24 protein-coding genes are annotated in these 26,226 nt (G+C 70.7%); 16 read left to right on the forward strand and 8 right to left on the reverse strand.

Features of this window, described 5'->3' with window-relative positions:
- Window positions 1-172: 172 nt before the first annotated feature.
- The 3 genes from Q0R63_RS10390 to Q0R63_RS10400 all read right to left on the reverse strand — a co-directional run bounded on the left by Q0R63_RS10390 (window position 173) and on the right by Q0R63_RS10400 (window position 4,672).
- Window positions 173-2,089, reverse strand: a complete 1,917-nt coding sequence (locus Q0R63_RS10390; RefSeq protein WP_295697016.1) for a family 16 glycosylhydrolase — start codon at window positions 2,087-2,089, stop codon at window positions 173-175.
- Between the two features lie 167 nt (window positions 2,090-2,256).
- Entirely contained in the window at window positions 2,257-3,663 is a 1,407-nt protein-coding gene (locus Q0R63_RS10395; protein WP_295697017.1) for a hypothetical protein, read from the reverse strand.
- 16 nt (window positions 3,664-3,679) lie between these two features.
- Window positions 3,680-4,672 carry a glycosyltransferase family 2 protein gene (locus Q0R63_RS10400; protein ID WP_295697018.1) on the reverse strand — a complete coding sequence of 331 codons (993 nt, stop codon included), beginning with the start codon at window positions 4,670-4,672 and terminating at the stop codon, window positions 3,680-3,682.
- A 300-nt stretch (window positions 4,673-4,972) separates the two neighbouring features.
- Here Q0R63_RS10400 and Q0R63_RS24575 point away from each other — a divergent pair, with 300 nt between their 5' ends.
- From Q0R63_RS24575 to Q0R63_RS10450, 9 genes are read left to right on the forward strand one after another with little or no spacing between them, the layout of a single operon-like run.
- A complete protein-coding gene (locus tag Q0R63_RS24575; protein WP_366521102.1) occupies window positions 4,973-6,190 on the forward strand; it encodes a sugar ABC transporter substrate-binding protein in 1,218 nt (405 codons plus the stop codon).
- Window positions 6,187-7,794 (forward strand): sugar ABC transporter ATP-binding protein, encoded by a 1,608-nt coding sequence (locus Q0R63_RS10415; protein ID WP_295697019.1) that lies wholly within the window; start codon window positions 6,187-6,189, stop codon window positions 7,792-7,794. Before Q0R63_RS24575 ends, Q0R63_RS10415 begins: the two co-directional genes overlap by 4 nt.
- Window positions 7,791-8,816, forward strand: a complete 1,026-nt coding sequence (locus Q0R63_RS10420) for an ABC transporter permease (protein ID WP_295697021.1) — start codon at window positions 7,791-7,793, stop codon at window positions 8,814-8,816. Before Q0R63_RS10415 ends, Q0R63_RS10420 begins: the two co-directional genes overlap by 4 nt.
- Window positions 8,813-9,505 carry a 4-carboxy-4-hydroxy-2-oxoadipate aldolase/oxaloacetate decarboxylase gene (locus Q0R63_RS10425; protein ID WP_295697023.1) on the forward strand — a complete coding sequence of 231 codons (693 nt, stop codon included), beginning with the start codon at window positions 8,813-8,815 and terminating at the stop codon, window positions 9,503-9,505. Before Q0R63_RS10420 ends, Q0R63_RS10425 begins: the two co-directional genes overlap by 4 nt.
- A complete protein-coding gene (locus Q0R63_RS10430; protein ID WP_295697026.1) occupies window positions 9,502-10,203 on the forward strand; it encodes an alpha/beta fold hydrolase in 702 nt (233 codons plus the stop codon). The genes Q0R63_RS10425 and Q0R63_RS10430 overlap by 4 nt, the downstream gene beginning before the upstream one ends.
- A gap of 32 nt (window positions 10,204-10,235) precedes the next feature.
- The gene (locus Q0R63_RS10435) at window positions 10,236-10,628 is read left to right on the forward strand and encodes a muconolactone Delta-isomerase family protein (protein ID WP_295697027.1); all 393 of its coding nucleotides are present in this window, start codon (window positions 10,236-10,238) and stop codon (window positions 10,626-10,628) included.
- On the forward strand, window positions 10,625-11,728 hold the full coding sequence (locus Q0R63_RS10440; protein WP_295697029.1) for an NAD(P)-dependent alcohol dehydrogenase: 1,104 nt from the start codon (window positions 10,625-10,627) through the stop codon (window positions 11,726-11,728). Before Q0R63_RS10435 ends, Q0R63_RS10440 begins: the two co-directional genes overlap by 4 nt.
- A 52-nt stretch (window positions 11,729-11,780) precedes the next feature.
- Window positions 11,781-12,143: a hypothetical protein gene (locus Q0R63_RS10445; protein WP_295697031.1), complete on the forward strand. Its 363-nt coding sequence runs from the start codon at window positions 11,781-11,783 to the stop codon at window positions 12,141-12,143.
- Window positions 12,144-12,146: 3 nt separating this feature from the next.
- Window positions 12,147-12,995 (forward strand): class III extradiol dioxygenase family protein, encoded by an 849-nt coding sequence (locus Q0R63_RS10450; RefSeq protein ID WP_295697032.1) that lies wholly within the window; start codon window positions 12,147-12,149, stop codon window positions 12,993-12,995.
- A gap of 8 nt (window positions 12,996-13,003) precedes the next feature.
- Here the strand turns inward: Q0R63_RS10450 and Q0R63_RS10455 are convergent, their stop codons facing one another.
- Entirely contained in the window at window positions 13,004-13,672 is a 669-nt protein-coding gene (locus tag Q0R63_RS10455) for a response regulator transcription factor (RefSeq protein ID WP_295697034.1), read from the reverse strand.
- Window positions 13,669-15,225, reverse strand: coding sequence for a histidine kinase (locus Q0R63_RS10460; RefSeq protein WP_295697036.1), 1,557 nt, complete (start codon window positions 15,223-15,225; stop codon window positions 13,669-13,671). The genes Q0R63_RS10455 and Q0R63_RS10460 overlap by 4 nt, the downstream gene beginning before the upstream one ends.
- Window positions 15,226-15,482: 257 nt before the next feature.
- Between Q0R63_RS10460 and Q0R63_RS10465 the strand changes: the two genes are divergently transcribed.
- The 6 genes from Q0R63_RS10465 (at window position 15,483) to Q0R63_RS10490 (ending at window position 20,959) form a co-directional block, all read left to right on the forward strand.
- On the forward strand, window positions 15,483-16,946 hold the full coding sequence (locus tag Q0R63_RS10465; protein WP_295697039.1) for an aldehyde dehydrogenase family protein: 1,464 nt from the start codon (window positions 15,483-15,485) through the stop codon (window positions 16,944-16,946).
- Between the two features lie 16 nt (window positions 16,947-16,962).
- Complete coding sequence (locus tag Q0R63_RS10470) at window positions 16,963-17,958, forward strand: amidohydrolase family protein (RefSeq protein ID WP_295697041.1); 996 nt, start codon at window positions 16,963-16,965, stop codon at window positions 17,956-17,958.
- Window positions 17,959-17,967: 9 nt separating this feature from the next.
- Entirely contained in the window at window positions 17,968-18,597 is a 630-nt protein-coding gene (locus Q0R63_RS10475) for an IclR family transcriptional regulator (RefSeq protein ID WP_295697043.1), read from the forward strand.
- Between the two features lie 4 nt (window positions 18,598-18,601).
- On the forward strand, window positions 18,602-18,730 hold the full coding sequence (locus tag Q0R63_RS10480) for a hypothetical protein (protein ID WP_295697044.1): 129 nt from the start codon (window positions 18,602-18,604) through the stop codon (window positions 18,728-18,730).
- A gap of 103 nt (window positions 18,731-18,833) precedes the next feature.
- Entirely contained in the window at window positions 18,834-19,967 is a 1,134-nt protein-coding gene (locus Q0R63_RS10485) for an aromatic ring-hydroxylating dioxygenase subunit alpha (RefSeq protein WP_295697045.1), read from the forward strand.
- Between the two features lie 44 nt (window positions 19,968-20,011).
- The gene (locus Q0R63_RS10490; protein ID WP_295697046.1) at window positions 20,012-20,959 is read left to right on the forward strand and encodes a PDR/VanB family oxidoreductase; all 948 of its coding nucleotides are present in this window, start codon (window positions 20,012-20,014) and stop codon (window positions 20,957-20,959) included.
- A gap of 7 nt (window positions 20,960-20,966) precedes the next feature.
- Here Q0R63_RS10490 and Q0R63_RS10495 read toward each other — a convergent pair whose 3' ends face one another.
- The 3 genes from Q0R63_RS10495 to Q0R63_RS10505 form a co-directional block, all read right to left on the reverse strand.
- Window positions 20,967-22,376: a hypothetical protein gene (locus tag Q0R63_RS10495; protein ID WP_295697047.1), complete on the reverse strand. Its 1,410-nt coding sequence runs from the start codon at window positions 22,374-22,376 to the stop codon at window positions 20,967-20,969.
- Window positions 22,377-23,192: 816 nt separating this feature from the next.
- Window positions 23,193-24,932 (reverse strand): IlvD/Edd family dehydratase, encoded by a 1,740-nt coding sequence (locus Q0R63_RS10500; RefSeq protein ID WP_295697048.1) that lies wholly within the window; start codon window positions 24,930-24,932, stop codon window positions 23,193-23,195.
- 39 nt (window positions 24,933-24,971) lie between these two features.
- Window positions 24,972-25,256 (reverse strand): MerR family transcriptional regulator, encoded by a 285-nt coding sequence (locus Q0R63_RS10505; RefSeq protein WP_295697049.1) that lies wholly within the window; start codon window positions 25,254-25,256, stop codon window positions 24,972-24,974.
- Between the two features lie 167 nt (window positions 25,257-25,423).
- Here Q0R63_RS10505 and Q0R63_RS10510 point away from each other — a divergent pair, with 167 nt between their 5' ends.
- Entirely contained in the window at window positions 25,424-25,861 is a 438-nt protein-coding gene (locus Q0R63_RS10510) for an Hsp20 family protein (protein ID WP_295697050.1), read from the forward strand.
- Window positions 25,862-26,226: the final 365 nt, after the last annotated feature.

Consider the following 26,226-nt stretch of genomic DNA (forward strand, 5'->3'; position numbering starts at 1 on the left):
CAGCCACGTCGGAGCATCCGCAGGTACTCACGCAGTTCCATGGAGCCGTCACCTCGTCATCGTCGTGCCGTGCATATCCGAAGGGCTGCCATGCCCGTCCACGGCCGCATTACCCTAACCCGAGACACGGGGCAGACGAGCGCTCTCAGCAGATCACTGTGGGGCCGCCACGTCAGACGTAGACCCTCACGTGATCGACGTAGACCACGGCGCCACCTCCGGCGGGCGCAAGGTCTATCGGCCACCCGCCGCCCAGGGCGAGGTCGAGGAGGAAGAACATCGGGCTGTCGCCGCCGCGCACCTGCGGTGCGGTGGCGACGACCTTGCCGTCGAGCAAGAAGGTGATGCCGGTCGGTGTGACGTCGGCGGCGTAGGTGTGCCAGCCCGTGGGCGACCGGTCGTCAGCGAACCGCCGGCCGCAGTCGGTCACTCCCCGATCCATGCCGCCCTCGCGTTCATGGGTGGAGGAGCAGGCGCCGGTCGGGTCGTGTCCGTAGAGCTCGACGGCATCGATCTCCGGTACGACGGTCCGGGGCCTCACCAGGTTGTCGGCCGGCAGCATCCAGAAGGCCGGCCACGTCCCGTTGGTACTGGATACGGCCATCCGCGCTTCGAAATAGCCGTACTGCACCGAGAACCCCGACGCACCGGGCCGGGCCGACGACAAAAGTGCCCCGACGTAGCGCCGACCGAAACCCTGCGGGTCGGGTCGGGCGGTGGCCCGGGTCGCCAGCCGAAGGTAGCTGTGGTCGACGACGTCCTGGGTGCCCTCGGGCCCCTGGGGATCGGCGAAGATGGCGTCACCGAAGTCCTCTACCCCGTCGGTGGTCGGCTTGGCCGCTGCATAGCGGGCACCCTCCCCGGTACGGCTCACGGACAGTGGTGCGTCGAACTCCTCGTCGTAGACGAGGGTCCGGGCGCCGACGTCGTCAGGCGCCGGTGCGGCCGGAGCAGACCCCGGCCGGTAGAGCACGAGATCTATTCGCTGCGGTAGCCCTCCCGGGTCGATGGTGGCGAGCCGTACGGTGAACGGCCCGGGCGGAATGGCGGAGACATCGAGGTCGAGGGTCGCCACCCGGTCGGCTTCCGAGGTCGCTCCGCCACTGGTGACGGTGGTTGCTGGCGCGGTCGCCGACCAGGCGGTGGCACTCACCAAGGCCCCGGATGCGGCCGTGGCCACCCGTAGCGACACCCGGCCACTGACAGCCGTACCCGGCGTCGGGCACAGAACGGCAAGCCGGGCGAGGCCTGCGGGAGCCTTGGCGCAGGGAGCGGTCGTCGCGCCCCCGACGACGATCGGGTCGGGGGCGACGACGGGGGGCCGGTCACGGCCCGGGGTTGCACCCGCTTGGTAGATCCGCCACTCTGCGAGGTCGACCCTCCCGGTGCCGCGCGTCGTCGTCACCGTCAGCCGGATCGAGGTAACGACCCGGGGCATGAACCCCGTCGTGGTCGGCAGCTCGGCGCGGCCGAGCACCTCGCCCACGAACAACGAGGAGCCGTCGGAGAAGGAGAGCTCACCCGAGGTCAGCCGGGCCGACGCCCCCGACCCGCCGACAAGCTGCACCGACGCGACCTCCTGGGGTTGGCGGAAGGTGTACTCGACCCAGGCCCCGGGCTTCGAGCCCAGGGACCCGTCGCTGGTCGACGACGAGCGAGCTGCGGCGGGCCCGACGTCGTGGGACGTTGGCTGCGCGATGTCCCGGTCAGGGTCGGACTCGTCGGAGACGAGCAGCTCTGAGACCGTCACGTCGCGGGCGGACGGCGTGGCCGCTGTGACCGTAAACCGCAGCGACGTCACCGACCTCGGGGTGAAGGCCACGGTGGTGACCCGTGACGTCGTGGAGACGGGGAAGCTCAGCACCGAACGGTCGCCGAACGTGAGGTAGCCCGAGCTGAGGCCCGGCTCCACCAAGGGGTTGCGCACGAGGGTCACCTCGTGGAGGGCGTGTGCGGAAGGCCAGGTGAGCAGGAGCCACGCCCCCGCGGTCTGTTGGTCCGACCTCCACCCGGCGCCGGGGTCCGAGACCGAGCCCGAGGTGACGACGTCTTGGGCCGAGACCCCACGCCGGGATGAGCTCGCGCTCACCCTAGCCTGACCAGCAATGTCGTCGACGCCCCGACCGAGCAACCGGATGGCGACGGCCGCCCCACCGACAACCAGGACGAGGGCCAGTCCTCCGGCCACCCACCGGCCGCCGGGTCGATGCCCCCACCCGGCGGTGCGCGACGGGTCCACCCTCGCGTGGGACCACCTCACGTCGGAGTTTCCCACCCTGCCGACGCAGCTCTCGACGGGTCGGTCGGCACGGGACGGGGCTGCCGAACGAGCGGGGCGGTGAGGTGCGGCCTCGCGCTGGTGACGGCCGCATTGGACAGCAGACCCAGACAGAGCCAGAGCACGCCGCTGGGATCCGACAGGTCCGGCCCGGCGATGAGCTTGGCGACGAGCACACTGACCAGGGCCCAGACCACGGGCCGGTAGGCGGTCACGGCGTAGCCCTTACGGATGAGCAGAACGACGGCGGCGGTGAAGAGGACCGTACCGACGATGCCTGTCGTGCTCAACATCCCGGGCAGGAAGGACGCGGCACGGTTGGATCCGAGCCCCGCGCCGTAGCCAAAGGTGTCGAGCACCAGCAGGTAGGAGGAGCTGTCGGCCCCCGACCGCTCGCTGTAGGACGACGACACGACCTTCCCGCTGATTGTGTCCAGGACGAAACCAGCCAGCACCGGCAGCAGAGGAATGCTGGCGATGAGGAGGCCGACGACGCCGATATGCCCCAGGCTGCTGATGCGAAGGCGGCGGAAGAGAAAGCGGTAGAGCACGGCACCTGTGGCGATACCGGCGGTGACCACACCGGCGACGACGAACGTCGTCGACGTCGAGATGGCCCCGAGGAAGACTGCGAGGGCAATCGTCACCCACGCCCCCGCGCGACGCCATCCCGTGACGTACGCCTGACGGGAGAGCAGATAGCTCACCACCACGAGGCAGGTCCCCGCCAGCGCCGACGGCTCCGAGAGAACACCGCGGAACCTCTCCACGGCACCCGGCGCGGTCTCGATGTAGGCGAAGAAGGGAGTGTTGTCGAAGAAGTTCTCCGGGAAGGGGGCACCGAAGGAGGTGTGGAGATAACGCCAAGCCGACAGCAGGAGGGTGGTGCCGGCAGCGAGGCCGACCAGCTCGGGCCCGCTCGAGCTCGAGCGGGCGAGGAAGACGACGACGCAGACCCCGATCACGAGGTAGCCCACCTGGGCGATGTTCGAGCTGGTGAACGCCGCGGCCTGCAGCCGCCCCGAACCGGCCGGCGCCCGCACCGCCAGCCCGTCGAAGAAGGTCGAGGCCGTCAACGTGACGAAGGTAGCGACGATGGCGAAGGCCACGAGCAGCGAGGCTCCGGGCGGCAGCCGCGTCCGGAGCCGCCGCCCCACCCCCTGCCGCCGGGCTCCGGATCGCGAGCTGCGAGTGAGCATCTGGAAGAACAGGGCTACGACCGTGCCGATCGCCGTGGCGTAGAAGGTCGGCACGGCAATATTCCCCGCCACGAAGGCGGCGCCGGCTGCGGTGGCCCCGCCGAGGGCGAGCGTGGTCCCGTAGCCGCGGCGGCTCACCGCGCCAAAGACGACGAGGAGCAGGGTGGTCAGGGTGAGGGTCGTCATCGCGAGATACCGACGCTCAGCTTGCGGACGTGAAGCGGAGGACGAGGAGCCGGTTTACGGCGCGCGCGGGCGCCAGAAGTATGGCCAGGCACCAGGCCGAAACCAGCACCCGCTGCGACCACGGTTCCGGGCCTGGCCAGAACGGAGCCAAGAGGGTGTCTCGGAGTACCTTGCCGAATCCGCTGTGCGGCGGTGGCGAGCCGGGGCGGGGGGAGCGGCGCGCCGCGACTCGGAACTGCAGCAGCTCGCGGCTGCGGTCGAGCGGGCGCTCGTCGAGGCCTGCGCTCGCGTCGCATGGAAGATGACGCACCAGCGTCCACCTGTCCTGGGCACGGACGATCTCTCGGACGAATCGGGTGCGGTCGCTCAGCAGATGACTGTCGTTGGTGTCGTGCTGGCGGTATCCGACGCATACGCCGTGCAGGCTGACGACGTCGCCGAGGAACGGGGCGGCTGCAAGCAAGGCCGAGTCGGCGGCGGCGCCGAGCTCCGGCCCGACCGGAAAGAGCCGCTGCGCGAACCAGCGGGCGTAGACGTTGCCCGAACCCGGGGGAGTCGGGTAGGCCGAGGTGACCCGCGCCCATCGGCGCACCTGAGCGGGAGTCGGCACCGGCTCATAAGAGGGAAAGGGCCTCCCGAGGGGCTGCCCCTTGGCGTCGATGCGCTGCATCTGCAGCTGCACCTTGCTGACCGTCGAACCCCAAACCCGCTCGAGGTGGCGGGGCAGGTCGGGAGGAAGCAGATCATCGGCGTCGAGGAAGATCACCACGTCGCCCGTGCTTGCCGCGAAGCCCCTGTTGGCCGCCACCCGCTGCGACCCGTTCTCGCCCCACAGTGCTAAGACCCGTTCGCCGTAGGACTCGACCACCCGCCGCGAGTCGTCGGTGGAGCCGTCGTCCGAGACGACAACCTCGACGTCGTCCCAGTCGAGTGCGAGGGCGCTGTCGATGGCCGCTCCGACGAACCGGGCGTAGTTGTAGTTGGTGATGATCACGCTGATGCGCTGCACCGATGACTACTCCCCTTGCGCCACGCCGACGGTTGTCGGTCGAGTGTAATCGGGGGGACCGCAACCGCGGGGACAACGGCCACCACCCTGTGTCCGCTGTGGCCGCGGCGGATGACAGCCTGTCGCTAGGCGTCGGTGTCGTCGTCCTCGGCCACGTAGCGCGGGACGTCCGCCGACGCGACGTTTGTCGCGGTCGTGGCGACCGATGCCGGCCGCGGCAGAGCCGTCGGATGCGGCGCGCCGTGCGTCACCGGGCTGCTTAGTGTCGCCGGGACACCCCGGATCGACACGGGCTAGCCCGTGATCGCGCCGTCAACGAGGACGACGACAGGACGACTGCATGTCTCACTGCACCCCACACCCACGCCGGCTCACGGCAGCGCTTCTTCCCGTGACGACCGTGCTGGCCGTCGCCGCCCTCGCCGGCTGCGGATCGAGCGTCTCGTCGGCCTCGAGCAATGGCGGCAACGCCGTCTCGGCCGCCGATCTCGCGACTCTCCAGCAGGAGATCACCGACGCCCAGAAGCAGCCGACGTTCACGGCTCCCGGCCCCGCCTTCGACGTCTCCGGTCTGGCCGGCAAGAAGATCCTGTCGATGCCGGTGAGCAGCCAGGTCAAGACCTGCGACGTGATCTCGCGCAACGTCGTCGACATCGCCAAGAGCGTGGGGATGACCGGAAGCACGTACTTCCAGAACAACGGCGGGCCGCAAGCCTGGCAGCAGGGCAGGACCTCGCGATCAACCAGCACTACGACGGTGTGGCGCTGGTCTGCGGCATCGACCCTGCCGCGCTGGCTCCGCAGATGCAGGCCGCGAAGGCGGCGGGCATCAAGGTGATCGACGTCCACCTGGCCGACGTCTCCAAGCCGGCCTCGGCGCTGATCGCCGGGCAGACTGACGGTGAGTTCAACCGGGCGATGCGCCTCGGTGTCGCGTCCGCCCTGGTGCGGGCCAAAGGGAAGGCGATCGACTCGCTCGTGATCACGTCGAACGAGAACCCCCCGTCGGCCGGGATGGGCGCGACGGTCCAGTCGGAGTTCGCGAAGTACTGCACGGCCTGCAAGGTGGAGTCGATCAACGTCTCGATCCCCGACTGGTCGACCAAGATGACCGGCGCCGTCACCTCGGCGCTGGTGCGCAACCCCGACATCAAGGCCGTCTTCACGGTGTACGACGCCCAGACGCCCTTCGTCCTCCCCGCGATCAAGTCCTCGCACCGCGACGCCATGACCTACGGCTTCGGGCTCACCCCCGAGGTCGCTCCCCTGATGGCCCAGCCGGGCAACCTCATCGGCACCGACATGGGCCCCAACGACCGCTGGATGTCCTACACCGCCTCGGACCAGCTGTTCCGGGTGATGGCCGGGCAGCCCCCGATCGAGGCGTCTAAGGCCGTCGCGCCATACCGCCTCTTCACCCCCGACAACGTCTCCGAGTTCGTGCAGCCCACCTTCGGCTTCGGTGACAGCTTCATCGCCGGCTTCCGCGCCCTGTGGCAAAAGGCCCCCGCTTCATGACGGCGGCGCTCGAGCTGAAGGGCATCTCCAAGGTCTTCGGGGGGACCCGTGCCCTCTGGGACGTGGACCTGGACGTCGAGCAGGGCGAGGTCCTCGCCCTGCTCGGAGAGAACGGGTGCGGCAAGTCGACCCTCGTGAAGGTCCTGGCCGGGGTCCACGAACCCGAGCCCGGCGGCTTCCTGGCCGTCGACGGCCGGCCGGTCGACCTGCCGATCCCGACCGGCGCGGCCAGTGGCCTCGGGCTCAGCTTCGTCCATCAGGACCTCGGGCTCGCCGGGCCGCTGACCGTGGTGGAGAACCTGGTCGGCAGCTCACTTGCCACCGTCGCTCGCTCAGGTCGTCGGATCAGCTGGCGGCGCGAGGTCCGGGACGCGTCGCGGATGCTCCTGTCCTACGGCGTCGGGGTCGACCCCCGGGCAGTGGTCAACGACCTGTCGCCGGTCGACCAGGCGCTGGTGGCGATCGCCCGGGCCGCCGACCAGCTGAGGCAGTTCCGCGAGCAGACCGGTGCGGCCTCGTCGGTGCTGATCCTCGACGAGCCCACCGTGTTCCTGCCCGAGCAGGAGGTGGAGTTCCTCTTCGACCTGATCCGCGAGGTGGTCGCGTCCGGCTCCAGCGTCGTGTTCATCTCGCACGACCTGGCTGCCGTCCGGGCGATCGCCGACCGGGTGACCGTCCTGCGCGACGGTCGGGTCGCGGCGACGACACGGATGAGCGACGTCAGCGACGACGAGATCGTCGAGCTGATCGTCGGCTCGGCGTCAGCGGCCGCGCTCGACGAGGCGACGGCCCCGAACGACCTGCTCGACCAGGCAGCCGGCGACGTCCGGACCTCGGTCCGGGTCACCGGGCTGACCGGCGGGCGGGTGCACGGCCTCGACCTCGAGGTGGCGACCGGCGAGGTCGTCGGGCTGGCCGGGTTGATGGGTTCCGGTGTCGAGGACGTGCCCTACCTGCTGTTCGGGGCTCGACCGTCGGCGGGCGGCAGGCTCGAGATCGACGCGGCGACCGTCGACCTGGGCCGGCACAGCCCGGCCGCCGCCGTCGCGCTCGGGATCGCCCTGATCCCGGCCGACCGCCGCCGGGACGCGATCGCCCCCGCGGTGTCGGTCGCCGAGAACATGATGTTGCTGGTGGCCCGGCGGTTCAGTCGCGGCGGCCGGCTCCGGCTCGGGGACCTCCGCGACACGGCCGACGCCCGCGCCGAGTCGCTCGACGTCCGTCCGCGTCGGACGTCGGTCCCGATCGGCACCCTCAGCGGCGGCAACGCCCAGAAGGTCGTCCTCGCCAAGTGGCTCGAGATCGAGCCCCGCCTGCTCGTGCTCCACGAGCCGACCCAGGGCGTCGACGTCGCCGCACGCGCCGAGATCTACCGCGTCATCCAGCGCGCGACCACCTCCGGCATGTCCGTGATCTGGGTGTCGAGCGACTTCGACGAGCTCGCCACCGTCTGCCACCGCGTGGTCGTGGTGAGTGACGGACGGACCGCCGGCGTCGTCGACCGGTCCCGGATGAGCCCCGAGGCGATCTCCACCGGTGTGTATGCCGCCGCTCGCGCCACCACCGAATCGTCCCTCTCGACCGCAGAAAAGGTGCCCCAGTGACCTCCGCCCCCACCGAGACCCGCCAGACGTCGTCCCCCTCTCCGGGGCAGTCCGGTGCCTCCCCGGCGAGCCACCGCTCCGTCGGCCGCTACGCCGAGCAGGCCGCGCTGCCCCTGGCCTGGCTGGCGCTGGTGGTGGTCTTCTCGATCATGTCGCCGGACCGGTTCCTCAGCACGGGCAACGTCTCGAGCATCCTCGGCTCGCAGTCGATCCTCTTCATGCTCGCGCTGGCCGCGCTGATCCCCTCGATGGTCGGAGACATCGACCTGTCGCTCGGTGCGACGGGGGCACTGGCGGCGATCGTGGTCGCGGTCCTCAACGTCCAGCACGGGGTCCCCGTCGGGATCGCCTGCCTGGTCGCGGTCGTGGTCGGCGCCGCCTGCGGCGCGGCGAACGCGCTCTTCGTGGTGCTGCTCAAGACGGAGCCGTTCATCATCACGCTCGGCACCGGCACCTTCTTCACCGGTCTGGTCTTCTGGCTCGCGCAGTCGACCACCATCGTCGGAGTCTCCGGCCAGCTCGCCGACTGGACCTACCTGCACCAGTTCCTCAACGTCCCCGTGCAGTTCTACTACTGCCTGCTGATCATGCTGGTGGTCTGGTACGTCGCCCGCTTCACGCCCATCGGCATGCGGGCGCTGTTCGTCGGCCAGTCCCGCGAGGTCGCCGTGCTCAGCGGGATCAAGGCGACGCGGGTCCGGGTCGGTGGGTTCGTGATCGCGGGCACGATCGCGTCCCTCGCCGGCGTGCTGTACGTCGGCACGACCGGCTCGGCAGGGCCCTCGTCCGTGGACTCCTATCTCCTGCCGGCATACGCCGCCGTCTTCCTGGGCGCCACGTCCATCCAGCCCGGGCGCTTCAACGCCCTCGGCACCGGGATGGCCGTGCTGTTCCTCGCCACCGGCGTCGCGGGCCTCCAGCTCCTCGGCGCCCAGGACTTCGCCCAGCAGCTCTTCTACGGCGCCGCCCTCGTCGTCGCGGTCACCGTCTCCCGGCTGGTCCGACGCCCCGCGACGCGATGAGTGAGCACCTGATCGTCCGCAGCTCGTTGCGCCCCGACCCGCAGGCGGTCGCCGAGCTGGCCCGGCTCGGTGTGGCCACCGCCCACGAGGCGATGGGCCGACGTGGCCTGACCCACCCGGTGCTGCGCCCGATCTACACGGGAGCCCGCATCGCGGGTCGGGCCGTCACCGTGCTGAGCCATCCGGGCGACAACCTGATGATCCACGCCTGCATCGAGCAGTGCGGCCCCGGGGACGTGCTCGTGGTGACGACCACGTCGCCCTCGACGGACGGGATGTTCGGCGAGCTCTTCGCGACCCAGTTGCGGCACCGCGAGGTGGCCGGGCTGGTCATCGACGCCGGCGTCCGCGACGTCGCCGAGCTCACCGCGATGGGGTTCCCGGTCTGGTCGCGCGCGGTCTCGGCGCAGGGCACGGTGAAGGCCTCGCCCGGCTCGGTCAACGTCCCGGTCGTGCTGGCCGGCGCCGCGGTGCGTGCCGGCGACGTCGTCGTGGCCGACGACGACGGCGTCCTCGTCATCCCTCGGGAGGACGCACCGCAGGTCACCCGTGCGGCGCAGGCCCGCGAGGCGCTGGAGCGCGACAAGCTCGAGACCTTCCGCTCGGGCGTGCTCGGCCTCGACCTCTACGACCTGCGTCCGACCCTGGAACGGCTCGGCGTCGTCTACGTCGACGAGGAGGCACCGTGAGCACCTTCGTGCTGGTGCACGGGGCCTGGCACGGCGGCTGGTGCTGGGACCGCGTCGCCCCGAGCCTGCGCGCCGCCGGCCACGAGGTCGTCGCGCCCACGCTGACCGGGCTGTCCGAGCGCGCGCACCTGATCTCGCCCCTCGTCGGGCTCGACACCCACGTCGAGGACGTCGTGCGGGTGCTCGACAACCTCGATCGCACCGACGTGGTGCTCGTCGGTCACAGCTACGCCGGCCAGGTCATCACCGCGGCGGCCGACCAGCGCCCGGCGTCGGTGGCCCGGAAGGTCTATCTCGACGCCTTCGTCGGAGCCGACGGTGAGGCCGCCCGCGACCTGCTGCCCGAGTCGGTCGCGTCGCACTGGAGCGCGTCGGCGACCGAACAGGGCTTCGGCTGGCTCGTGCCCGTGCGGTCCCTGACCGCGCTCGGTGTCACCGAGGACACCGACGTGGAGTGGCTCCTCCCCCGGCTGACCGCGCACCCGTGGAAGACCTACACCGATCCGTTGCGGCTCACGGGCGCCGGCGACGCCGTACCCGCCGCCTTCGTCGAGTGCGTCGACTGGATGCGGGTCTTCCGCGCCCACGCCGACCGCGCCCGCGAGCGCGGCTGGCCGGTGCACGAGCTGGACACCGGTCACGAGGCGATGGTCACCGAGCCTGCGGCCCTCTCCCGCATCCTGCTCGACCTCGTCTGACCCGACTCACCCCCACGATCCTGGAGGACACGATGGAGTTCCTGGTGCGGTCCGAGAACCGCCTCCCACCTGACACCGCCCCCGAGCGCAGGGCCGAGCTCCGCGCGGCCGAGCGCGACCGAGCGATGGAGCTGCGCGAGCAGGGCATCCTGCGCCGGCTGTGGCGGGTGCCCGGCCGCAACGCCACCATCGGCCTGTATGCCGCGGCCGACCCGGCCGCGCTGCACGACGCGCTGATGTCCCTGCCGATGTCGCCCTGGCTCGACGTGCACGTGGAGGCGTTGGCCGCGCACCCTCAGGAGGCAGCGGCGCAGCCGGACCCCGACCAGCAGGACCCGAACCAGCAGGACCCGAACCAGCAGGACCCGAACCAGCGGGACCCGAACCAGCAGGACCCGAACCAGCAGAGGACCAGCAGCCGATGAGGACCACCGCAGCCGTCGTCGAGAGGACGGACGGGCCGTTCGTGGTCCAGGAGGTCGAGATCGACGACCCCGGTCCTGGCGAGGTGCTGGTCAAGGTGGTCGCGACCGGCTTCTGCCACACCGACGGGATCGCGCGGCACGGCGATTTCCCCTTCCCGCTGCCGGGAGTGCTCGGTCACGAGGGCGCCGGCATCGTGCACGCCGTCGGCGACGGCGTCACGTCCGTGAAGGTGGGCCAGGCGGTCGTGATCGGCTGGCCCTGGTGCGGCGAGTGCCGCAACTGCCTCGACGGTGAACCGCGCTACTGCCTGCGGCTCGGCGAGCTCGTCGGCAGCGGCCGCCGCCTCGACGGGCCCTCCTCGCTGAGGACGACCGGTGGCCAGCCCCTGTCCAGCCACTTCTTCGGCCAGTCGTCGTTCGCCGGCTACTCCCTGACCACGGCGAGCTCTCTCGTCCCGGTGCCCGCCTCGACGCCCCTCGAGCTGCTGGGTCCCCTGGCGTGCGGACTGGCCACCGGCGCCGGCGCCGTCTTCCACACCGTGCGCCCACGACCCGGCACCTCGCTCGTGGTCTACGGCGCCGGCACCGTCGGTCTGGCCGCCGTCATGGCCGCGAAGAACTCCGCCGCCACCGTGATCATCGCCGTCGACCGGACGCCTTCCCGGCTCGCCCTGGCGGCCGAGCTCGGTGCGACCCACACCATCGACGCGTCCACCACCGATGCCGTGCACGCCATTACCGAGATCTGCGGCGGACCCGCCGACGCCGCCCTCGAGTGCACGGGCGTCATCTCCGTCGTCCGGCAGGCGATCGACTCGGTGGGCATGCGCGGGCAGTGCGTGCTGATCGGGGGGGCGCCGGCGGGCGCCGAGTTCAGCGCCGACCACCTGACCACCCTGTGGGGCAAGACCGTGCAGGGGACGCTCGGCGGCAGCGGTCGCAGCCTGCAGCTGATCGGCTCGCTGATCGACCTGCACGCCCAGGGCCGGTTCCCGTTCGACCGCCTGATCGAGACGTTCCCGCTCGAGCGCATCGAGGAGGCGGCCGAGGCGGCATACGCCGGGGACGTCGTGAAGCCCGTCCTGCTCATGCCGCACTGAGGCCGCACTGAGGCCGCACCGACGACGGACCCGAGCCGAGGAACGGATGACGATGGACGACGAAAGACCGACGAGCCCGCCGGGCAGCATTCCCGATACGCCGATGCTCGACCGCGCGCAGCAGCTGCGCGGCTGGCGGATCAACAAGATGGCGATGGGGCTGGGCGAGCCGGAGAACCGGCATGCCTTCCTCGCCGACGAGCGTGCCTACCTCGACCGCTTCGGACTCACCGACGAGGAGGTCGACGCGGTCACCCAACGGGACTGGAAGCGGATGATCGCGCTCGGCGGGAACCTCTTCTTCGTCCTCAAGATCTCGGCGGTGGACCCCGTCCGGATGACCGAGATCGGCGCCGCGCAGGTCGACATGGAGCACACGGCGTTCCTGCGGGACCGCCTCGGAAAGGACGGCTGACGGATGGCGCATCTCCTCGCAGGACTCGGCACCTCGCACGTTCCGTCGATCGGCGTCGCCCTCGACCGCGGACAGCAGCAGAGCCCCGAGTGGAAGGCGTTCTTCGACGGCTACGAACCCGCCCAGCAGTGGGTGCGGGACAACCGGCCCGATGTCGCGGTCGTCGTCTTCAACGACCACTACAACGCCATGTTCCTGGACCGGGTGCCGACCTTCGCCGTCGGCTGCGCTGCGACCTACGCGCCGGTCGACGAGGGGTGGGGGCCGCGCGCGATCCCGACGTTCGAGGGCCACCCGGACTTCTCGTGGTTCCTCGTCGACGCCCTCGTCGACAACAAGTTCGACCCCGAGATCATCCAGGAGATCAAGGTCGACCACGGCCTGCAGGTCCCGCTCGAGCTCTTCTGGGGCCGTCCGGCGGACCGTTGGCCGGTCAAGGTCGTGCCGATCTTCGTCAACGTCCTGCAGTTCCCGATCCCACGTCCGGACCGCCTCTACGAGCTCGGCCACGCGCTCGGTGCGGCGATCCGCGCCTACGACAGCGAAGAGCGGTTCGTCGTGCTCGGCACCGGTGGCCTGTCGCACCAGCTGCAGGGCTCCCGGGCCGGTTTCACCAACCCCGAGGCCGACCGGGCCTTCCTGCACGACATCGCGACCGACCCGACCAAGCTCGCGGGCTGGACCCGGGAGCAGTACGTCGAGACCTTCGGCGGCGAGGGAGCCGAGGTGATCATGTGGCTGGTGATGCGCGGCGCCCTGGACGACGTCGTCACCGTGCTGTTCGACCACTACTTCGTGCCCGCGTCCATGACCGGCGCAGGGATGATCGGGCTGCAGAACACGCTGCGCTGACGGAGGGCTCAGACCGCCGGCGGGATCAGACCCTCCCGGACGGCGAGCAGGGCGGCCTGGGTGCGCGACGACAGGTGCAGCTTGGTCAGCACCCGGCTGACGTGCGTGCGCGCCGTCCGCTCGCTGATCACCAGGTGGTCCGCGATCTCCCGGTTGGAGTGACCCTGAGCGACGAGGGTCAGGATCTGCCGCTCCCGCGTGGTCAGTGACGAGACCCCGGTCTTGGGAGCGGCCACCCGCCGGGTGAGCTGGCCCGCCACGGCGGCGTCGAGGTGCACCTCGCCGGCAGCGGCCGCCCGGATCGCGGAGGCGATCTCGACGGGGTCGGCGTCCTTGAGGACGTAGCCGGCAGCGCCCTCGGCCAACGCCGAGTGCACCCGTTCGACCTCCCCGAAGCTGGTCAGCACCACCACCTTGATGTCCGGGAATCGTTGCCGCAGAGCGGCGGTCGCCGAGACGCCGTCCATCCGCGGCATCCGCAGGTCCATCAGCACCACGTCGGGGAGCGGTTCGCCGAGGGTGCGCCACTTGTCGAGGAGCTCGATCGCCTCCTGGCCGTCGCCGGCCTCGCCGATCACCGTCAGGTCGGGGAGGTTCTCGAAGTAGGCCTGGACGCCGCGTCGGACGACGGCGTGGTCGTCGACCAGCACCAACCGGATGGGCGCCGCGTCGCTCATGCCTCGTCCTTCACGAGACCGGCCGGGAGGAAGGCCTGCACGAGCCAGCCACCCTCGGGGGCGGGACCCGCCCGGAAGTACCCACCCCAGCCCTCAGCACGCTCCTGCATGGAGATCAGACCGAGGCCACCACCCGGCATACCCGTGCTCCGGTTCGAGTGCTGCGCAGTGGTGCGGCCGTCGTCGGCCCCCTCGACGACCCAGTCGGAGCCGCGCCCGGTCGGTTGGTGGAAGCGGACCGCCACACTGGTGGCGGTCGCGTGCTTGACGACGTTGTGCAGGGCCTCCTGGACGACGCGGAAGACGTCCTCCTGCACCTCGATGTCCACCTCGACGGCGTCCGGTGCGATGACCTCGACGAGGAGACCGTGGCGGGTCTCGATCTCGCTGGCACCGGCCCGCAGTGCCTCGATCAGGCCGCCCGGAGCGAGGTCGAACGGCCGCATCTCCGAGAGCAGCGCACGCAGGTCGACGAGGGCGTTGGCCGCGAGGGCGGACAGCTCCTCCACCCGGCCGCGCAGGACGCTCCGGTCTCCCGCGGATCCTGTCGTGTCGCCCTCGAGACGGGCCAGGAGGGCCTCGGTCTGCATCCGCATCGAGAACACCTGCTGGACGGCGGAGTCGTGGAGGTCGCGCGCCAGGCGACGACGCTCGTCGGATCGGGCTCGCGACCGCGTGCGCTTGAGGAGGGCGGCGGTGTCCATCGCCACGGCGGCGTGGTCGGCCATGGCCTCGAGGAACGACAGGGACGCCGCACCCGGGTCCTCGCCCGGCTCGTAGTAGGCGTTGAGGGCGCCGAGCACCCGACCCCGCACGCACAGCGGGACCGCCACGAAGGTGTCCCAGTCCGGGCGGCTCATGATCTCGTGCAGCGGCGCCCACTTCGGGTCGCTCATGACCGCGGCCTTCCGGTGCGGGCTCACCATCCGCTCGCCCCGGGTGAACGACTCGATGGACAGCATCCGCACGCCGAGCGCGCGACACTCCGCGAGGCGTTCGGTGAAGTTGGTGGCGTCCCCGAAGCCGGCCATGCCCAGGACGCGGATCTCGGCGCGCGGGTCCGTGAACGCATGGATCTGGACCGCCGAGATGCCGGCGGTCCTCGCGATCTCGCTCGCGACCGCGTCCAGCGTGGCGCGCAGCGAGTAGGTGTCGGCGACGCTCGCGGCGGCGCGCGTGATCCCTGTGATGCGCTCCTGCTGGCGGACGGGCTCGGTGACGTCGGAGAGCCACAGCGCGGTGCCTCCGTCATCGAGCGCGATGCTGCGGTAGTCCAGGTGCCGGCGTCGACCACGCGGAGTCACCCAGGTGGTGCGGCGGACGCCACCGGGACGGCCGGACGGGTCGAGGTCGCGCACCAGTCGGCTCAGGTCGGGATGGTCCGCCCGGGGCTCGAGCGCCCGCCGCGCCGCGGGGTTCAGCCAGCACACGACGCCGTGCTCGTCGAGCAGGACCAGCCCGTCCGCCGATCCGTCGACCAGGGTGCGGAGGGCCGCCGCGGAGATGGCGACAAGGTCCGGCGCCACCAGGTCGGTGACCGACTCGTTCTGCATCCCTGGCCTCATTGCCCACCTGCCCACCTGCGCTCGTGATCGGCGAAGCCCCTGTCCGGACCACCTTCGGACATCGAGCGTACGCGGACAATTCCCCGCCCGCCCGCCTACGTCAAACGTCGTAGTCCAGGGCTCCGCGGAAGCAGTCCGGCGACCGGTCACATGCACCTTCAGGTGTCGGCCTCGAGCGTCCTACGCTTCTTTCGGTCCCGTCGTGTGACTGCGATGACCGTCCCTTTCCTTGAAGGAGCCACCCGATGACGTCGTGGAGCCAGCTGCCCGAGATCACCACCGAGCTGTTCATCGACGGGCAGGTGCAAGGCTCGGACAACCGGCTCCAGGTCGTGGACCCGGCCGACGTGACGACCGTCGTCGGGTATGCCGCGGCGGCCAGCGCCAAGCAGGCCGAGGCGGCCGTCGCTGCGGCCCACCACGCGTTCCCGGACTGGTCGCGTCGGACGCCGCAGGAGCGGGCCGACCTGGTGCTCGCTGCGCTCGCGCCGCTGGAGGCCGACCGGGCCGCGACGGCCGAGATACTGACACGCGAGAACGGCAAGGTGCGGATGGAGTCCTTCGTCGACTCCCTCGTCTTCGCCCACCGCTTCCAGCTCGCCGCCTCGTTGGCCGGGCAGGTCGACCACCTCGTGACCCTCCCGGCGCCGCCCTACCGCACCGAGATCTCCTACCAGCCGCTCGGTGTGGTCTCGATCATCGTGCCGTTCAACTGGCCGCTGGCGATCCTGGCCGCCTCGCTGCCCTATGCGCTGCTGGCCGGCAACACCGTCGTGGTGAAGCCGCCGCCCTCGTGTCCGCTGGCCACCGTGCGGACGGTCCAGCAGGTCGCGGCGTCGCTCCCGGCCGGCGTGCTCAACGTCGTCACCGGGGCGGATGCCGAGATCGGCGGTCCGCTGGTCGCCGACGAGCGGATCGCGAAGGTCTGCTTCACCGGCAGCCCCGCCGGCGGGAGCCGGATCATGTCGATGGCGTCCGGTTCGCTTACCCGGGTCGCCCTCGAGCTCGGGGGGAACGACGCCGCGATCCTGCTCGACGACGCCGACCTCGGCCCGGAAGCGCTGCAGCGCCTGCTGACCGGCACCTTCGACTCCACCGGTCAGGTCTGCATGGCGGTCAAGCGGCTCTACGTCCACGCGTCCCGCCACGACGAGGTCGTCGACAAGCTCTCGTCGCTGCTGGCGGGGACGCGCCTCGGGCACGGTCTGGACGAGAACGTCACCATGGGCCCGCTGCACCACCCGGCACAGCGTGGTTTCGTGCAGGGCCTGCTCGACCAGGCCCGTGAGAGTGGCGCGGAGGTCCGCGAGTTCGGCGAGGCGGCCGACGGCGCCGACCTCTCACAGGGCAACTTCATGCGACCCTCGCTCGTCATCGGCGCCGACGACGACTGCCGGGTCGTGCGCGAGGAGCAGTTCGGGCCGACCTTGCCCGTCCTGCGCTTCGACGACGAGGCGGACGCCCTGAACCGGGCCAACGACACGATGTTCGGGTTGTGCGCGTCGATCTGGACGGCCGAGCCCGAGCGGGCCGCCCGTCTGGGGCGACAGCTGCGGGCGGGCTACGTCTTCGTCAACGCGCACGGACCCGCCCACCTCGACGAGCGGGCACCCTTCGGTGGTCTCGGCCACAGCGGGATGGGCCGGGAGATGGGGATCGAGGGGCTGCGGGAGTTCATGGACACCCGGTCGGTGGGCTTCCCGTCCTGATGACGAGGCGCCCCCGGTGATCATCGACTGCCACGGGCACTTCACCACCGCCCCCGCAGCCCACGCGGCCTGGCGTGGCGACCAGATCGGGGCCTGGGAGGCCGGACTGGCCCCCCCGGCATACCCGCGCATCTCCGACGAGGAGCTGCGCGAGTCGCTCGAGACGAGCCAGCTGCGGCTGATGGCCGAGCGGGGGATCGACCTGACCCTCTTCTCCCCGCGCGCCTCGGCGATGGGCCACCACGTCGGCGACGAGGCGCTCAGCCTGGCCTGGACCCGGGAGTGCAACGACCTCGTCGCCCGTGTCGTCGGGCTCTACCCCGACCGGTTCGCCGGGGTGTGCCAGCTGCCGCAGTCGCCCGGGGTGGACCCGGTCCGCTCGACGGCCGAGCTGCGTCGCTGCGTCGAGGAGCTCGGGTTCGTCGGCTGCAACCTCAACCCCGACCCGAGCGGCGGGCACTGGACCGGTCCACCGCTGACGGACCGTGCCTGGTACCCCTTCTACGAGGTCATGGTCGAGCTCGACGTCCCCGCCATGGTGCACGTCTCGGCCGTCGACAACCGCAACTTCCACGCGACGGGATCGCACTACCTCAATGCCGACACGACGGCCTTCATGCAGCTGGTCGAGGCGGATCTGTTCGTCGACTTCCCGACGCTCCGCCTGGTGATCCCGCACGGCGGGGGGGCGGTGCCCTACCACTGGGGGCGCTTCCGGGGCCTGGCCGAGATGCTCGGCCGGCCACCGGTCGAGTCGCTCCTCGACAACGTCTTCTTCGACACCTGCGTCTACCACCAGCCCGGGATCGACCTGCTGGTCGACGTGATCGGCGTCGACAGCCTGCTCTTCGGCTCCGAGATGGTCGGCGCCGTCCGCGGCATCGACCCCCGCACCGGTCATCACTACGACGACACCAAGAGATACCTCGACGCGCTGGACCTCCGGCTCGACGACCGGGCAACGGTGTTCGAGCTCAACGCGCGCCGCGTCTTCCCGCGCCTGCCGGCCTAGCATCCGGGAGTGGAGAGCAGCCGACGCTCGGTCGCGGACAAGCTCTTCGCGCTGCTCTCGGCCTTCGACGCCGAGCACCTGGAGCTCAACCTGACCGAGCTCGCCGACCGGTCGGGGATGGTGCTCTCGACCGCCCACCGGCGGGCCGCGGAGCTGGTGACCTGGGGCGCGCTGGAGCGCTCGCCCTCGGGGACCTACCGGATCGGGCTGCGGCTGTGGGAGCTGGCGTCCCTCGCGCCGCGAGGGCTCGGGCTGCGCGAGGTGGCGCTGCCGTTCCTGGAGGATCTCTACGTCGTTACCCGGCAGAACGTGCAGCTGGCCGTCCGCGAGGGCCTCGAGCTGGTCTTCGTGGAGCGGATCGCCGGGCGCGACTCGATCCCGGTGATGACCCGCGTCGGTGGACGGTTCTCCTTGCACGCCACGGGTGTCGGGCTGGTGCTGCTGGCCTTCGCGCCCCGCGACGTGCAGGAGGCGGTGCTGGCCGGCCCCCTGCCGGCATACACGAGACAGACGATCACCGACCCCAGGCAGCTGCACCGTCTGCTCGCTGACGTCCGACGCGAGGGCTACGCCGTGAGCGACCGGATGATCACCGACGACGGGATCTCCGTCTACCCCGATCCACGGCGCCGGGGGTGAGGTGGTGGCTGCGGTCTCGCTCGTGGTGACGGCCGGGAGCGCGCAGCCGCGGGCGCTCGCCGAAGTGGTGCAGACGGCGGCGCGAGGGATCTCGCGCGCGCTCGGTATGCCGCCCACCGGCACCGCTCGCTGACTCCCCTGGCGCTGGTTCTGTTTGCGCCGGGCGCAAACCGTGTGGTGACGGTGGTCCGCGGGCCTGCACACTCGGGCATCCGTCGTCGAGAGAAGGACCCGAGATGCCACCGCTCGAGAACCACGACCGGGTGACCGCCAAGATCTTCCCGCACCCGCTCAACGCCTGGTATGCCGCGGCGTGGGACCACGAGGTGGCCGGTGGGTCGATCCTCGCGCGCCGGATCGCGGACCTCCCGCTGGCGATCTACCGCACCTCCGACGGCCGGCCGGTCGCGCTGGCCGACGCCTGCTGGCACCGGCTCGCTCCGCTCTCGATGGGCAGGCGGGTCGGCGAGGACGAGGTGCAGTGCCCTTACCACGGGCTGCGCTACAACTCGGCCGGCCGGTGCACGTCGATGCCGGCCCAGGAGACGATCAACCCGAGCGCGATGGTGCCGTCCTACCCGGTCGTCGAGCGGCACCGCTACCTCTGGGTGTGGCCCGGCGACGTCACCCTGGCGGATCCGGACCTGATCCCCGACATGCACCAGATGAGCTCTGACGAGTGGGCCGGTGACGGCCTCACCATCGAGGCGCAGTGCAACTACCAGCTCGTGCTGGACAACCTCATGGACCTGACCCACGAGGAGTTCGTGCACGGCGCGAGCATCGGACAGTCGGAGCTGAGCGACTCGGAGTTCTTCACCCGCCACGAGGAGGACGGCAGCGTGACCGTCTCCCGCTGGATGCTCGGCGTGCCGCCGCCGCCGTTCTGGTCGCGCATCATGCGGCACAGGTTCCCGGACTTCGCCGGCCCGGTCGACCGCTGGCAGATCATCCACTACTACGCCCCCTCGACGATCTGCATCGACGTGGGCGTCGCCGTGGCCGGGACCGGCGCTCCCCAGGGGGACCGCAGCCAGGGCGTCAACGGCTACGTGATGAACACGATCACCCCCGAGACCGAGCGCTCCTCGCACTACTTCTGGGCGTTCATGCGCAACTTCCGGCTGGAGAGCCAACAGATCACCACCGAGCTGCGGGAGGGCGTGCGTGGCGTCTTCGCCGAGGACGAGGCGATGCTCACCGCCCAGCAGCGGGCGATCGACGCCCACCCCGACCACACCTTCTACAGCCTCAACATCGACGCGGGCGGGATGTGGGTCCGCCGGATCCTCGACCGGATGCTGGCTGCCGAGGAGACAGGCGGCCAGGCGGCCGAGCCGGTCGAGCCGGTCGCGGCGCGTCGCCGGTGAGCTCCGGCGCCGCGGCCCGCTGGGTCGATGCCGTGGTGGTCGCGGTGAGCGACGTCGCTACCGGCGTCCGCCGCATCGAGCTGGGCGGTCCGCCCGCCGGACGGGCCGCTCCCGGATCGCACGTCGACGTCCGGGTGCACACCCCGGCCGGCGAGGACGTGCGGTCCTACTCCGTCGTCGAGTCCGGTGGTGCCGACGGCCGCGTCGTGGTCAGCGTGCTGCACACGCGGACCTCGCGCGGGGGGTCGCGGTTCATGCACGCGCTGCGACCGGGAGACGGGGTCCGGGTCACGCAGCCGCTGCAGAACTTCCCGCTCTCGGTCGGGTCCGCTCGCCACGTGCTGCTCGCCGGCGGCATCGGCATCACGGCGCTGGTCGAGGCGGCGCGCGTGCTGCGGTTGCTCGGGGCCGACTACCGGTTCGTCTACGTCGGTCGCACCCGCGACCGGATGGCCTACCTGGCCGAGCTCGAGGCGCTGCACGGCGACCGGATGCGGGTGCACGTCGACGACGAGGGATCGCCGCTCGATGTCGACGCCCTCGTCGGCGACATCGCCGACGAGGACCTGGGCCGTCGTACCGAGCTCTCCATGTGCGGGCCGATCCGGCTGATGGAGGCCGTCCGACGCTCCTGGTCCGACCGCGAACTCCCCTCCTACAACCTGCGCTTCGAGACGTTCGGCAGCAGCGGCTGGTTCGAGGCCGAGGACTTCGTGGTGCGGGTGCCCGAGCTCGGCATCGAGACCCGCGTAGGCGCCGACTCCACCCTGCTCGACGCGTTGATCACGGCCGGCGCCGACGTGATGTTCGACTGCCGCAAGGGCGAGTGCGGCCTCTGCGTCCTCGCCGTCACCGAGGTGCAGGGCACGATCGACCACCGCGACGTCTTCCTGTCCACCGCCCAACGGGAACGCGGTGACAGGATCTGCGCCTGTGTCTCACGGGTGGCCGGCGTCGGTGGCGAGGGGGTCCTGGTCCTCGGCCCGCCCTGACGGGTCGTCACTGACTGAGGTCCAGCTCGAAGATCCGGTTGCCCCAGTTGGCGTTGCCGTCCCCGGTGTTCGGGATGTACTGGGTCGCGAGCCAGACGCTGTTGGTGCCCGGGATGATCTGGCCGTTGGAGTAGTCGCCCCACCTGCCCACGCCCCCGAAGGTCGCTGTCGCCGTGAAACCGTTGTCAGGCGCGACCCCGGCGGCCGCAGTACGGATCGCGCCGAACGGCTTGCCGCTGGGTGCCGTGGCGTACCCGGCGGACAGGTAGGTTGCTGGTCCACCGAAGCCGAAGGTCATCGCCATGGCTCCGTTCTGGGTCATGTTGATGTGCGGGTACAGCAGGTACTCGCCGGACTGGGCGACGTAGCCCTGCCGGGTCACCCGGGTTTGGCTCGAGAGGCTGCTACCGGTGACCTGCGGGTGGACCACGAACCACGCGATCCCGGCGCGGGACCCGCTGTCACCCGGCACCGTGACCGCGGTGTCGAGGGCACCGACGAGGTTGCCGTTGATGTACTGGATCTCCTGCATCGCGTCGAAGTCGGAGGCCACCACACCTGTTGTCGGGGTACCCGCCGACCCGCACAGGTTGCCGGTGCAGAGTCCGACCGGGGTCTGCGCATTCGGTGGCGCCGCATAGGCCTCTGACGAGATGACCCGGACCGAGAGTGTCGGAGTCCCACCCCGAGTGACGGCCCCGGTATCGGTCAGGGCCCAGACGGCGAGCCGGTTGTCGAAGGTGCCGTTCGGATCGAGGGAGCTCATCAGATACTCGACACCCGCAGGGCCGTAGCTGTTCGCGGGCTGGACGTGGTAACCCGACACCCCCGCCACCGAGAGATTCTGGTAGCCGACGACGTGCGGGGCCGACGCCCCGAAAGCCAGCTCGGACTTCGAGATGGCGTAGAGCTGGGCGCCGTTGAAGTGCGAGAGCGTCTTGTCGAACTCGTTCGTCGACACATAGACGTTGTCCTTGTCGACGCCCAGGATCGGGTAGTCAGCCAGGCAGGGACAGCCGGCGTGGTCGGGGTTCGTGGTGTCGACCCGGAAGATGCGGAACTGCCCACGGGGGTCGCTGCTGCGGCTCGTCGCGACGTCGACGTGGCTCTCGCTCAGCAGTCCGGTGGTGCTGTCGAAGGCGTACTCGAGAATGGTCGCGATCCACCGACCACTCGCCGCGTCGTAGAAGACCCGAGGGTCCGAGGTGTTCGCGGTGGGAGACTCCTGGAAGAACGTGTTGAGGAAGAAGGGCTTCACCAGCAGTGACCCGGAGGTGCTGTGGATCTGGCCGGTGACGTTGACGAAGTTCACGACGTATCCGTTGCCGGCGGCGAGCCCCTCGTCCGGTGGTTCGAGATCGAAGCCCGACGCGGCCTTGTTGTCCAGCGCACTGACACCGTCGAAGCTGTGCAGCACGGCCGAGTGTGCCTTCCCTGCCGAGGCGGCACGGGGAGCCGTGAGCGCCCTGAGGTTGGTGGCTCCTGCCGATGTCGTCGATCGTCCGAGCAACGGCAGCTGCCGCCGGCCGACCGGCGTGCTCGGGCCTGCGGTGGCCGCCGGCGTCGATACGCCAACCTGAATCGCGGTGGAAAGAGAGACCGCAGCCGCAGCACCTGCGGTGGAACCACCCACGGCCGTTGCGGCCGGCCACGAGGTGAGAGCTGTGACGGCCACTGCCCCTACGGTGACCACCGTGAGCATACGGAAGCGGCGTGAGCAACCTGCAAAACCTGCCATGGTGCACTCCTGGCGTCGGTGAGAACAACACCTCCCCGGAGCCCCCAGCCGAGGCTGTGCGCCCGGCACGTGGAGAGTGTCGGCAGCAGCATAGGTCGCTCACTACACAAAACGGGCCTAGTCACCAGACTTGTTCTGCCGACTGGTGCGTGATCCCTCCCTCGCTGGTCCCCACGAGGAAGTCCAGATCGGCGCTGGTATCGGCCTCGACAATCAGCCGACTCCCCGGGATGTCGAGCTCGATCCTGTCGGTCGTGTGCGCGATGTCCAGAGGTTGTCTGAAACGCCGGACCGTGCGCACAACGGATGAAGCAGGGCGTCGTACGAGTACAGCCGCACGAGTACAGCCGCCCCTCGGCGCGCGCATCTTCCGCAGTGACACCCAGGTGTGGATCCTGGGTGCGACCTATCTCGAGCCAGAGCGGCGACATCGTGATCGGCCACGCCGACCTGGTCGCCGACCTCGGCCATCATCACGACGGTGAGCGACTCGCGTCAGTGCGACTCCCGCGAGACCTGGTCACCGCTGCCACCGACGAGGAAGTCCAGGTCGGCGCCGGTGTCGGCCTGCAGGACGTGGTCGACGTAGAGCCGCTCCCAGCCGCGGCGGGGCGCGGCATACGCGGCGGTGGTCGCCTCGCTCGGGACCCGCGCCGCGAGCTCGGCGTCCGGGACCTCGAGGCTCAGCCGACGCCCCGGGACGTCCAGCTCGATCCAGTCACCGGTCCGCACGAGGGCGAGCGGTCCGCCCGCCGCCGCCTCCGGGGCGACGTGCAGAACGACTGTCCCGTATGCCGTTCCGCTCATCCGCCCGTCACAGATCCGGACCACGTCGCGCACCCCCAGCCTGAGCAGCTTCGTGGGCAGCGGCAGGTTGGCGACCTCGGGCATCCCGGGGTAGCCGCGCGGCCCGCACCCGCGCAGGACCATGACGGAGTCGGCGTCGATCTCCAGGTCGGGGTCGTCGACCCGCGCATGGAAGTCCTCGATGCTGTCGAAGACCACGGCTCGCCCCCGGTGCTGCAGCAGGTGGGGCGAGGCGGCGGCCGGCTTGATGACGGCGCCCTGGGGAGCGAGGTTCCCACGCAGCACGGCGATTCCGCCTTCGACCAGCAGCGGCTCGTCCCGGGTGCGGATGACCTCGCGGTCCCAGATCCGGGCGGTCTCGAGGTGGTCGACCAGGGGTCGGCCGTCGATCGTGATGGCCGTCGGGTCGAGCAGGTCGCGGACCTCGCGGAGCACTGCGAGCAGTCCGCCGGCGCGGTGCAGGTCTTCCATGAGGAAGCGGCCGGCGGGCTGCAGGTCGACCAGGAGCGGGACGTCGGCGCCGATCCGGTCGATGTCCTCGAGGGTGAGCTCGACCCCCAGCCGGCCGGCGATCGCGAGCAGGTGCACCACGGCGTTGGTCGACCCCCCGATGGCGGCCAGCGCGACGACGGCGTTGTGGAACGAGCCGCGGGTCAGCACCTCGCTGGGGCGGCGGTCGGCGGCCACCAGCTCGACGGCGAGCCGGCCGGTCGCGTGCGCGGACTCCAGGAGACGACTGTCGGGCGCGGGCGTCCCCGCGACTCCCGGGATGACCATGCCGAGCGCCTCGGCGAGCAGACCCATCGTCGAGGCCGTCCCCATCGTGTTGCAGTGGCCCCGGCTGCGGATGGTCGCCGACTCCGAGGTGAGGAAGTCCTCCTGGCTCAACGTGCCCGCCCGCACCTCCTCCGACAGGCGCCAGACATCGGTCCCGCAGCCGAGCGGCGTGCCCCGGAAGGTGCCGGTGAGCATCGGACCACCGGGCACCACCACCGCGGGCAGGTCGACGGACGCGGCCGCCATCAGCAGGGCCGGGATGGTCTTGTCGCACCCTCCGAGCAGGACCACGCCATCGATGGGGTTGGCGCGCAGCATCTCCTCGGTCGCCATCGCGGCCATGTTGCGCCACAGCATCGCGGTCGGGCGCACCAGCGTCTCCCCCAGCGACACGACCGGCAGCTCGAGCGGGATGCCGCCGGCCTCGTAGACCCCGTCGCGCACGGACTTCGCCACCTCCCCCAGGTGGGAGTTGCACGGGGTGAGATCGGACGCCGTGTTGGCGATGGCGATCTGGGGTCGCCCCTCGAACGCCGAGCCGGGGACGCCGCGGCGCATCCAGGCCCGGTGGATGTAGGCGTTGCGGTCCTCCCCGGCATACCACGCGTCACTGCGCAGGGATCGTTTCCCGGACTCCGGTCGTGATGACATGCCCCCAGTCTGCCGACCTCGGTCCGGTATGCCGCGGACCTAGGCCCGTCGGGCGCGCAGCCGTTCGTTCTCGCCCTCGAGCTCGAGGACCATGGCGACGCCGGCCAGGTTGAGGCCGCCGTCGAGCAGCTGTCCGATCCGACGGAGGCGGTCGACGTCGTCGGCGCTGTAGCGCCGCGTCCCGCCCTCGGTTCGCGCCGGGGTCAGGAGGCCTCGGGCCTCGTAGAGACGCAGGGTCTGGACCCCCATCCCCACGAGCTCGGCCGCGACGGAGATGGCGTAGACCGCGCGTCCTGCGGCGGGGCCGCGCCGGGGGGAGATCATCGGCCCACCTCTCGAACTGGTTGTCGGGCCGTTTTCTCGACCGGGGATCTTGCCGACCTCGTGATGTCGGTGCTATAAAAAATCTATCGCGCTCACCACAGATCCCGGTGGCCGGCGGTCTGGGTGGCGACCAATCAGCAGCATCGTCAAACAGGAGGTGGATCCCGATGCTGATGCGTACCGATCCGTTCCGAGACCTCGACCGGCTGACCCAGCAGGTCCTCGGGACACAGGGCACGTTGGCCCGTCCGGCCGTGATGCCCATGGATGCCTGGCGGGACGGCGACTCCTTCGTCGTCGAGCTCGACCTTCCCGGTGTCGAGCCCGACTCGATCGACCTCGACGTCGAGCGCAACGTCCTGACCGTCAGGGCGGAGCGCCCCGGGCGCAAGGACGACGACACCGAGCTCCTGGCCGCCGAACGTCCTCGCGGGGTGTTCAGCCGCCAGCTCATCCTCGGCGACACCCTCGATACCGAACGGGTGGCGGCGTCCTACGACACCGGGGTGCTGACCCTGAAGATCCCGGTCGCCGAGCAGGGCAAACCGCGCAAGATCACCATCACGCGCGACGTCGGCCGAGACCGCCAGGCGATCCACGCCTGACCCGCGAAGGTGGTGTTTCCCCTGGCAGACAACAGGAACAGCGCCCTGGAGAACGTTCAGGCGTCCTTCGTCGAGGTGATCGTGGCCGACGAGGAATGGCTCCGGGCCGAGTTCGACGCCATCGTCGAAGCGGAGGAATGGGGCGAGCCCAGCTCTCCCGGACCGTGTTCGCCGATGGCGGGTCTCCCAGCAGAACCCCTGGGGGAGAACGTCCCCGACGACGTAGCACCGGACGATCCCTGCTCGCCGACGACCTGTCACCAGCCCTGGGCTGCGGAGCGATCTCCTCCGGCAGCGCCGAGTCACCGATGACGGCCCGGCATACACAGGACGTCCGCACGAACGGGACACTGGTGTCCCGTTCG

This window comes from Lapillicoccus sp., from assembly GCF_025353065.1.
Lineage (GTDB): Bacteria > Actinomycetota > Actinomycetes > Actinomycetales > Dermatophilaceae > Lapillicoccus.

Excerpts from the sequence above, each read along its gene's own strand:
- Q0R63_RS10460 (WP_295697036.1), bottom strand. The coding sequence starts at position 15,225 with ATGCAGAACGAGTCGGTCACCGACCTGGTGGCGCCGGACCTTGTCGCC.
- Q0R63_RS10465 (WP_295697039.1), top strand. The coding sequence starts at position 15,483 with ATGACGTCGTGGAGCCAGCTGCCCGAGATCACCACCGAGCTGTTCATC.
- Q0R63_RS10435 (WP_295697027.1), top strand. The coding sequence starts at position 10,236 with ATGGAGTTCCTGGTGCGGTCCGAGAACCGCCTCCCACCTGACACCGCC.
- Q0R63_RS10500 (WP_295697048.1), bottom strand. The coding sequence starts at position 24,932 with ATGTCATCACGACCGGAGTCCGGGAAACGATCCCTGCGCAGTGACGCG.
- Q0R63_RS10395 (WP_295697017.1), bottom strand. The coding sequence starts at position 3,663 with ATGACGACCCTCACCCTGACCACCCTGCTCCTCGTCGTCTTTGGCGCG.
- Q0R63_RS10445 (WP_295697031.1), top strand. The coding sequence starts at position 11,781 with ATGGACGACGAAAGACCGACGAGCCCGCCGGGCAGCATTCCCGATACG.
- Q0R63_RS10450 (WP_295697032.1), top strand. The coding sequence starts at position 12,147 with ATGGCGCATCTCCTCGCAGGACTCGGCACCTCGCACGTTCCGTCGATC.
- Q0R63_RS10415 (WP_295697019.1), top strand. The coding sequence starts at position 6,187 with ATGACGGCGGCGCTCGAGCTGAAGGGCATCTCCAAGGTCTTCGGGGGG.
- Q0R63_RS10440 (WP_295697029.1), top strand. The coding sequence starts at position 10,625 with ATGAGGACCACCGCAGCCGTCGTCGAGAGGACGGACGGGCCGTTCGTG.
- Q0R63_RS10455 (WP_295697034.1), bottom strand. The coding sequence starts at position 13,672 with ATGAGCGACGCGGCGCCCATCCGGTTGGTGCTGGTCGACGACCACGCC.
- Q0R63_RS10505 (WP_295697049.1), bottom strand. The coding sequence starts at position 25,256 with ATGATCTCCCCCCGGCGCGGCCCCGCCGCAGGACGCGCGGTCTACGCC.
- Q0R63_RS10425 (WP_295697023.1), top strand. The coding sequence starts at position 8,813 with ATGAGTGAGCACCTGATCGTCCGCAGCTCGTTGCGCCCCGACCCGCAG.
- Q0R63_RS10485 (WP_295697045.1), top strand. The coding sequence starts at position 18,834 with ATGCCACCGCTCGAGAACCACGACCGGGTGACCGCCAAGATCTTCCCG.
- Q0R63_RS10510 (WP_295697050.1), top strand. The coding sequence starts at position 25,424 with ATGCTGATGCGTACCGATCCGTTCCGAGACCTCGACCGGCTGACCCAG.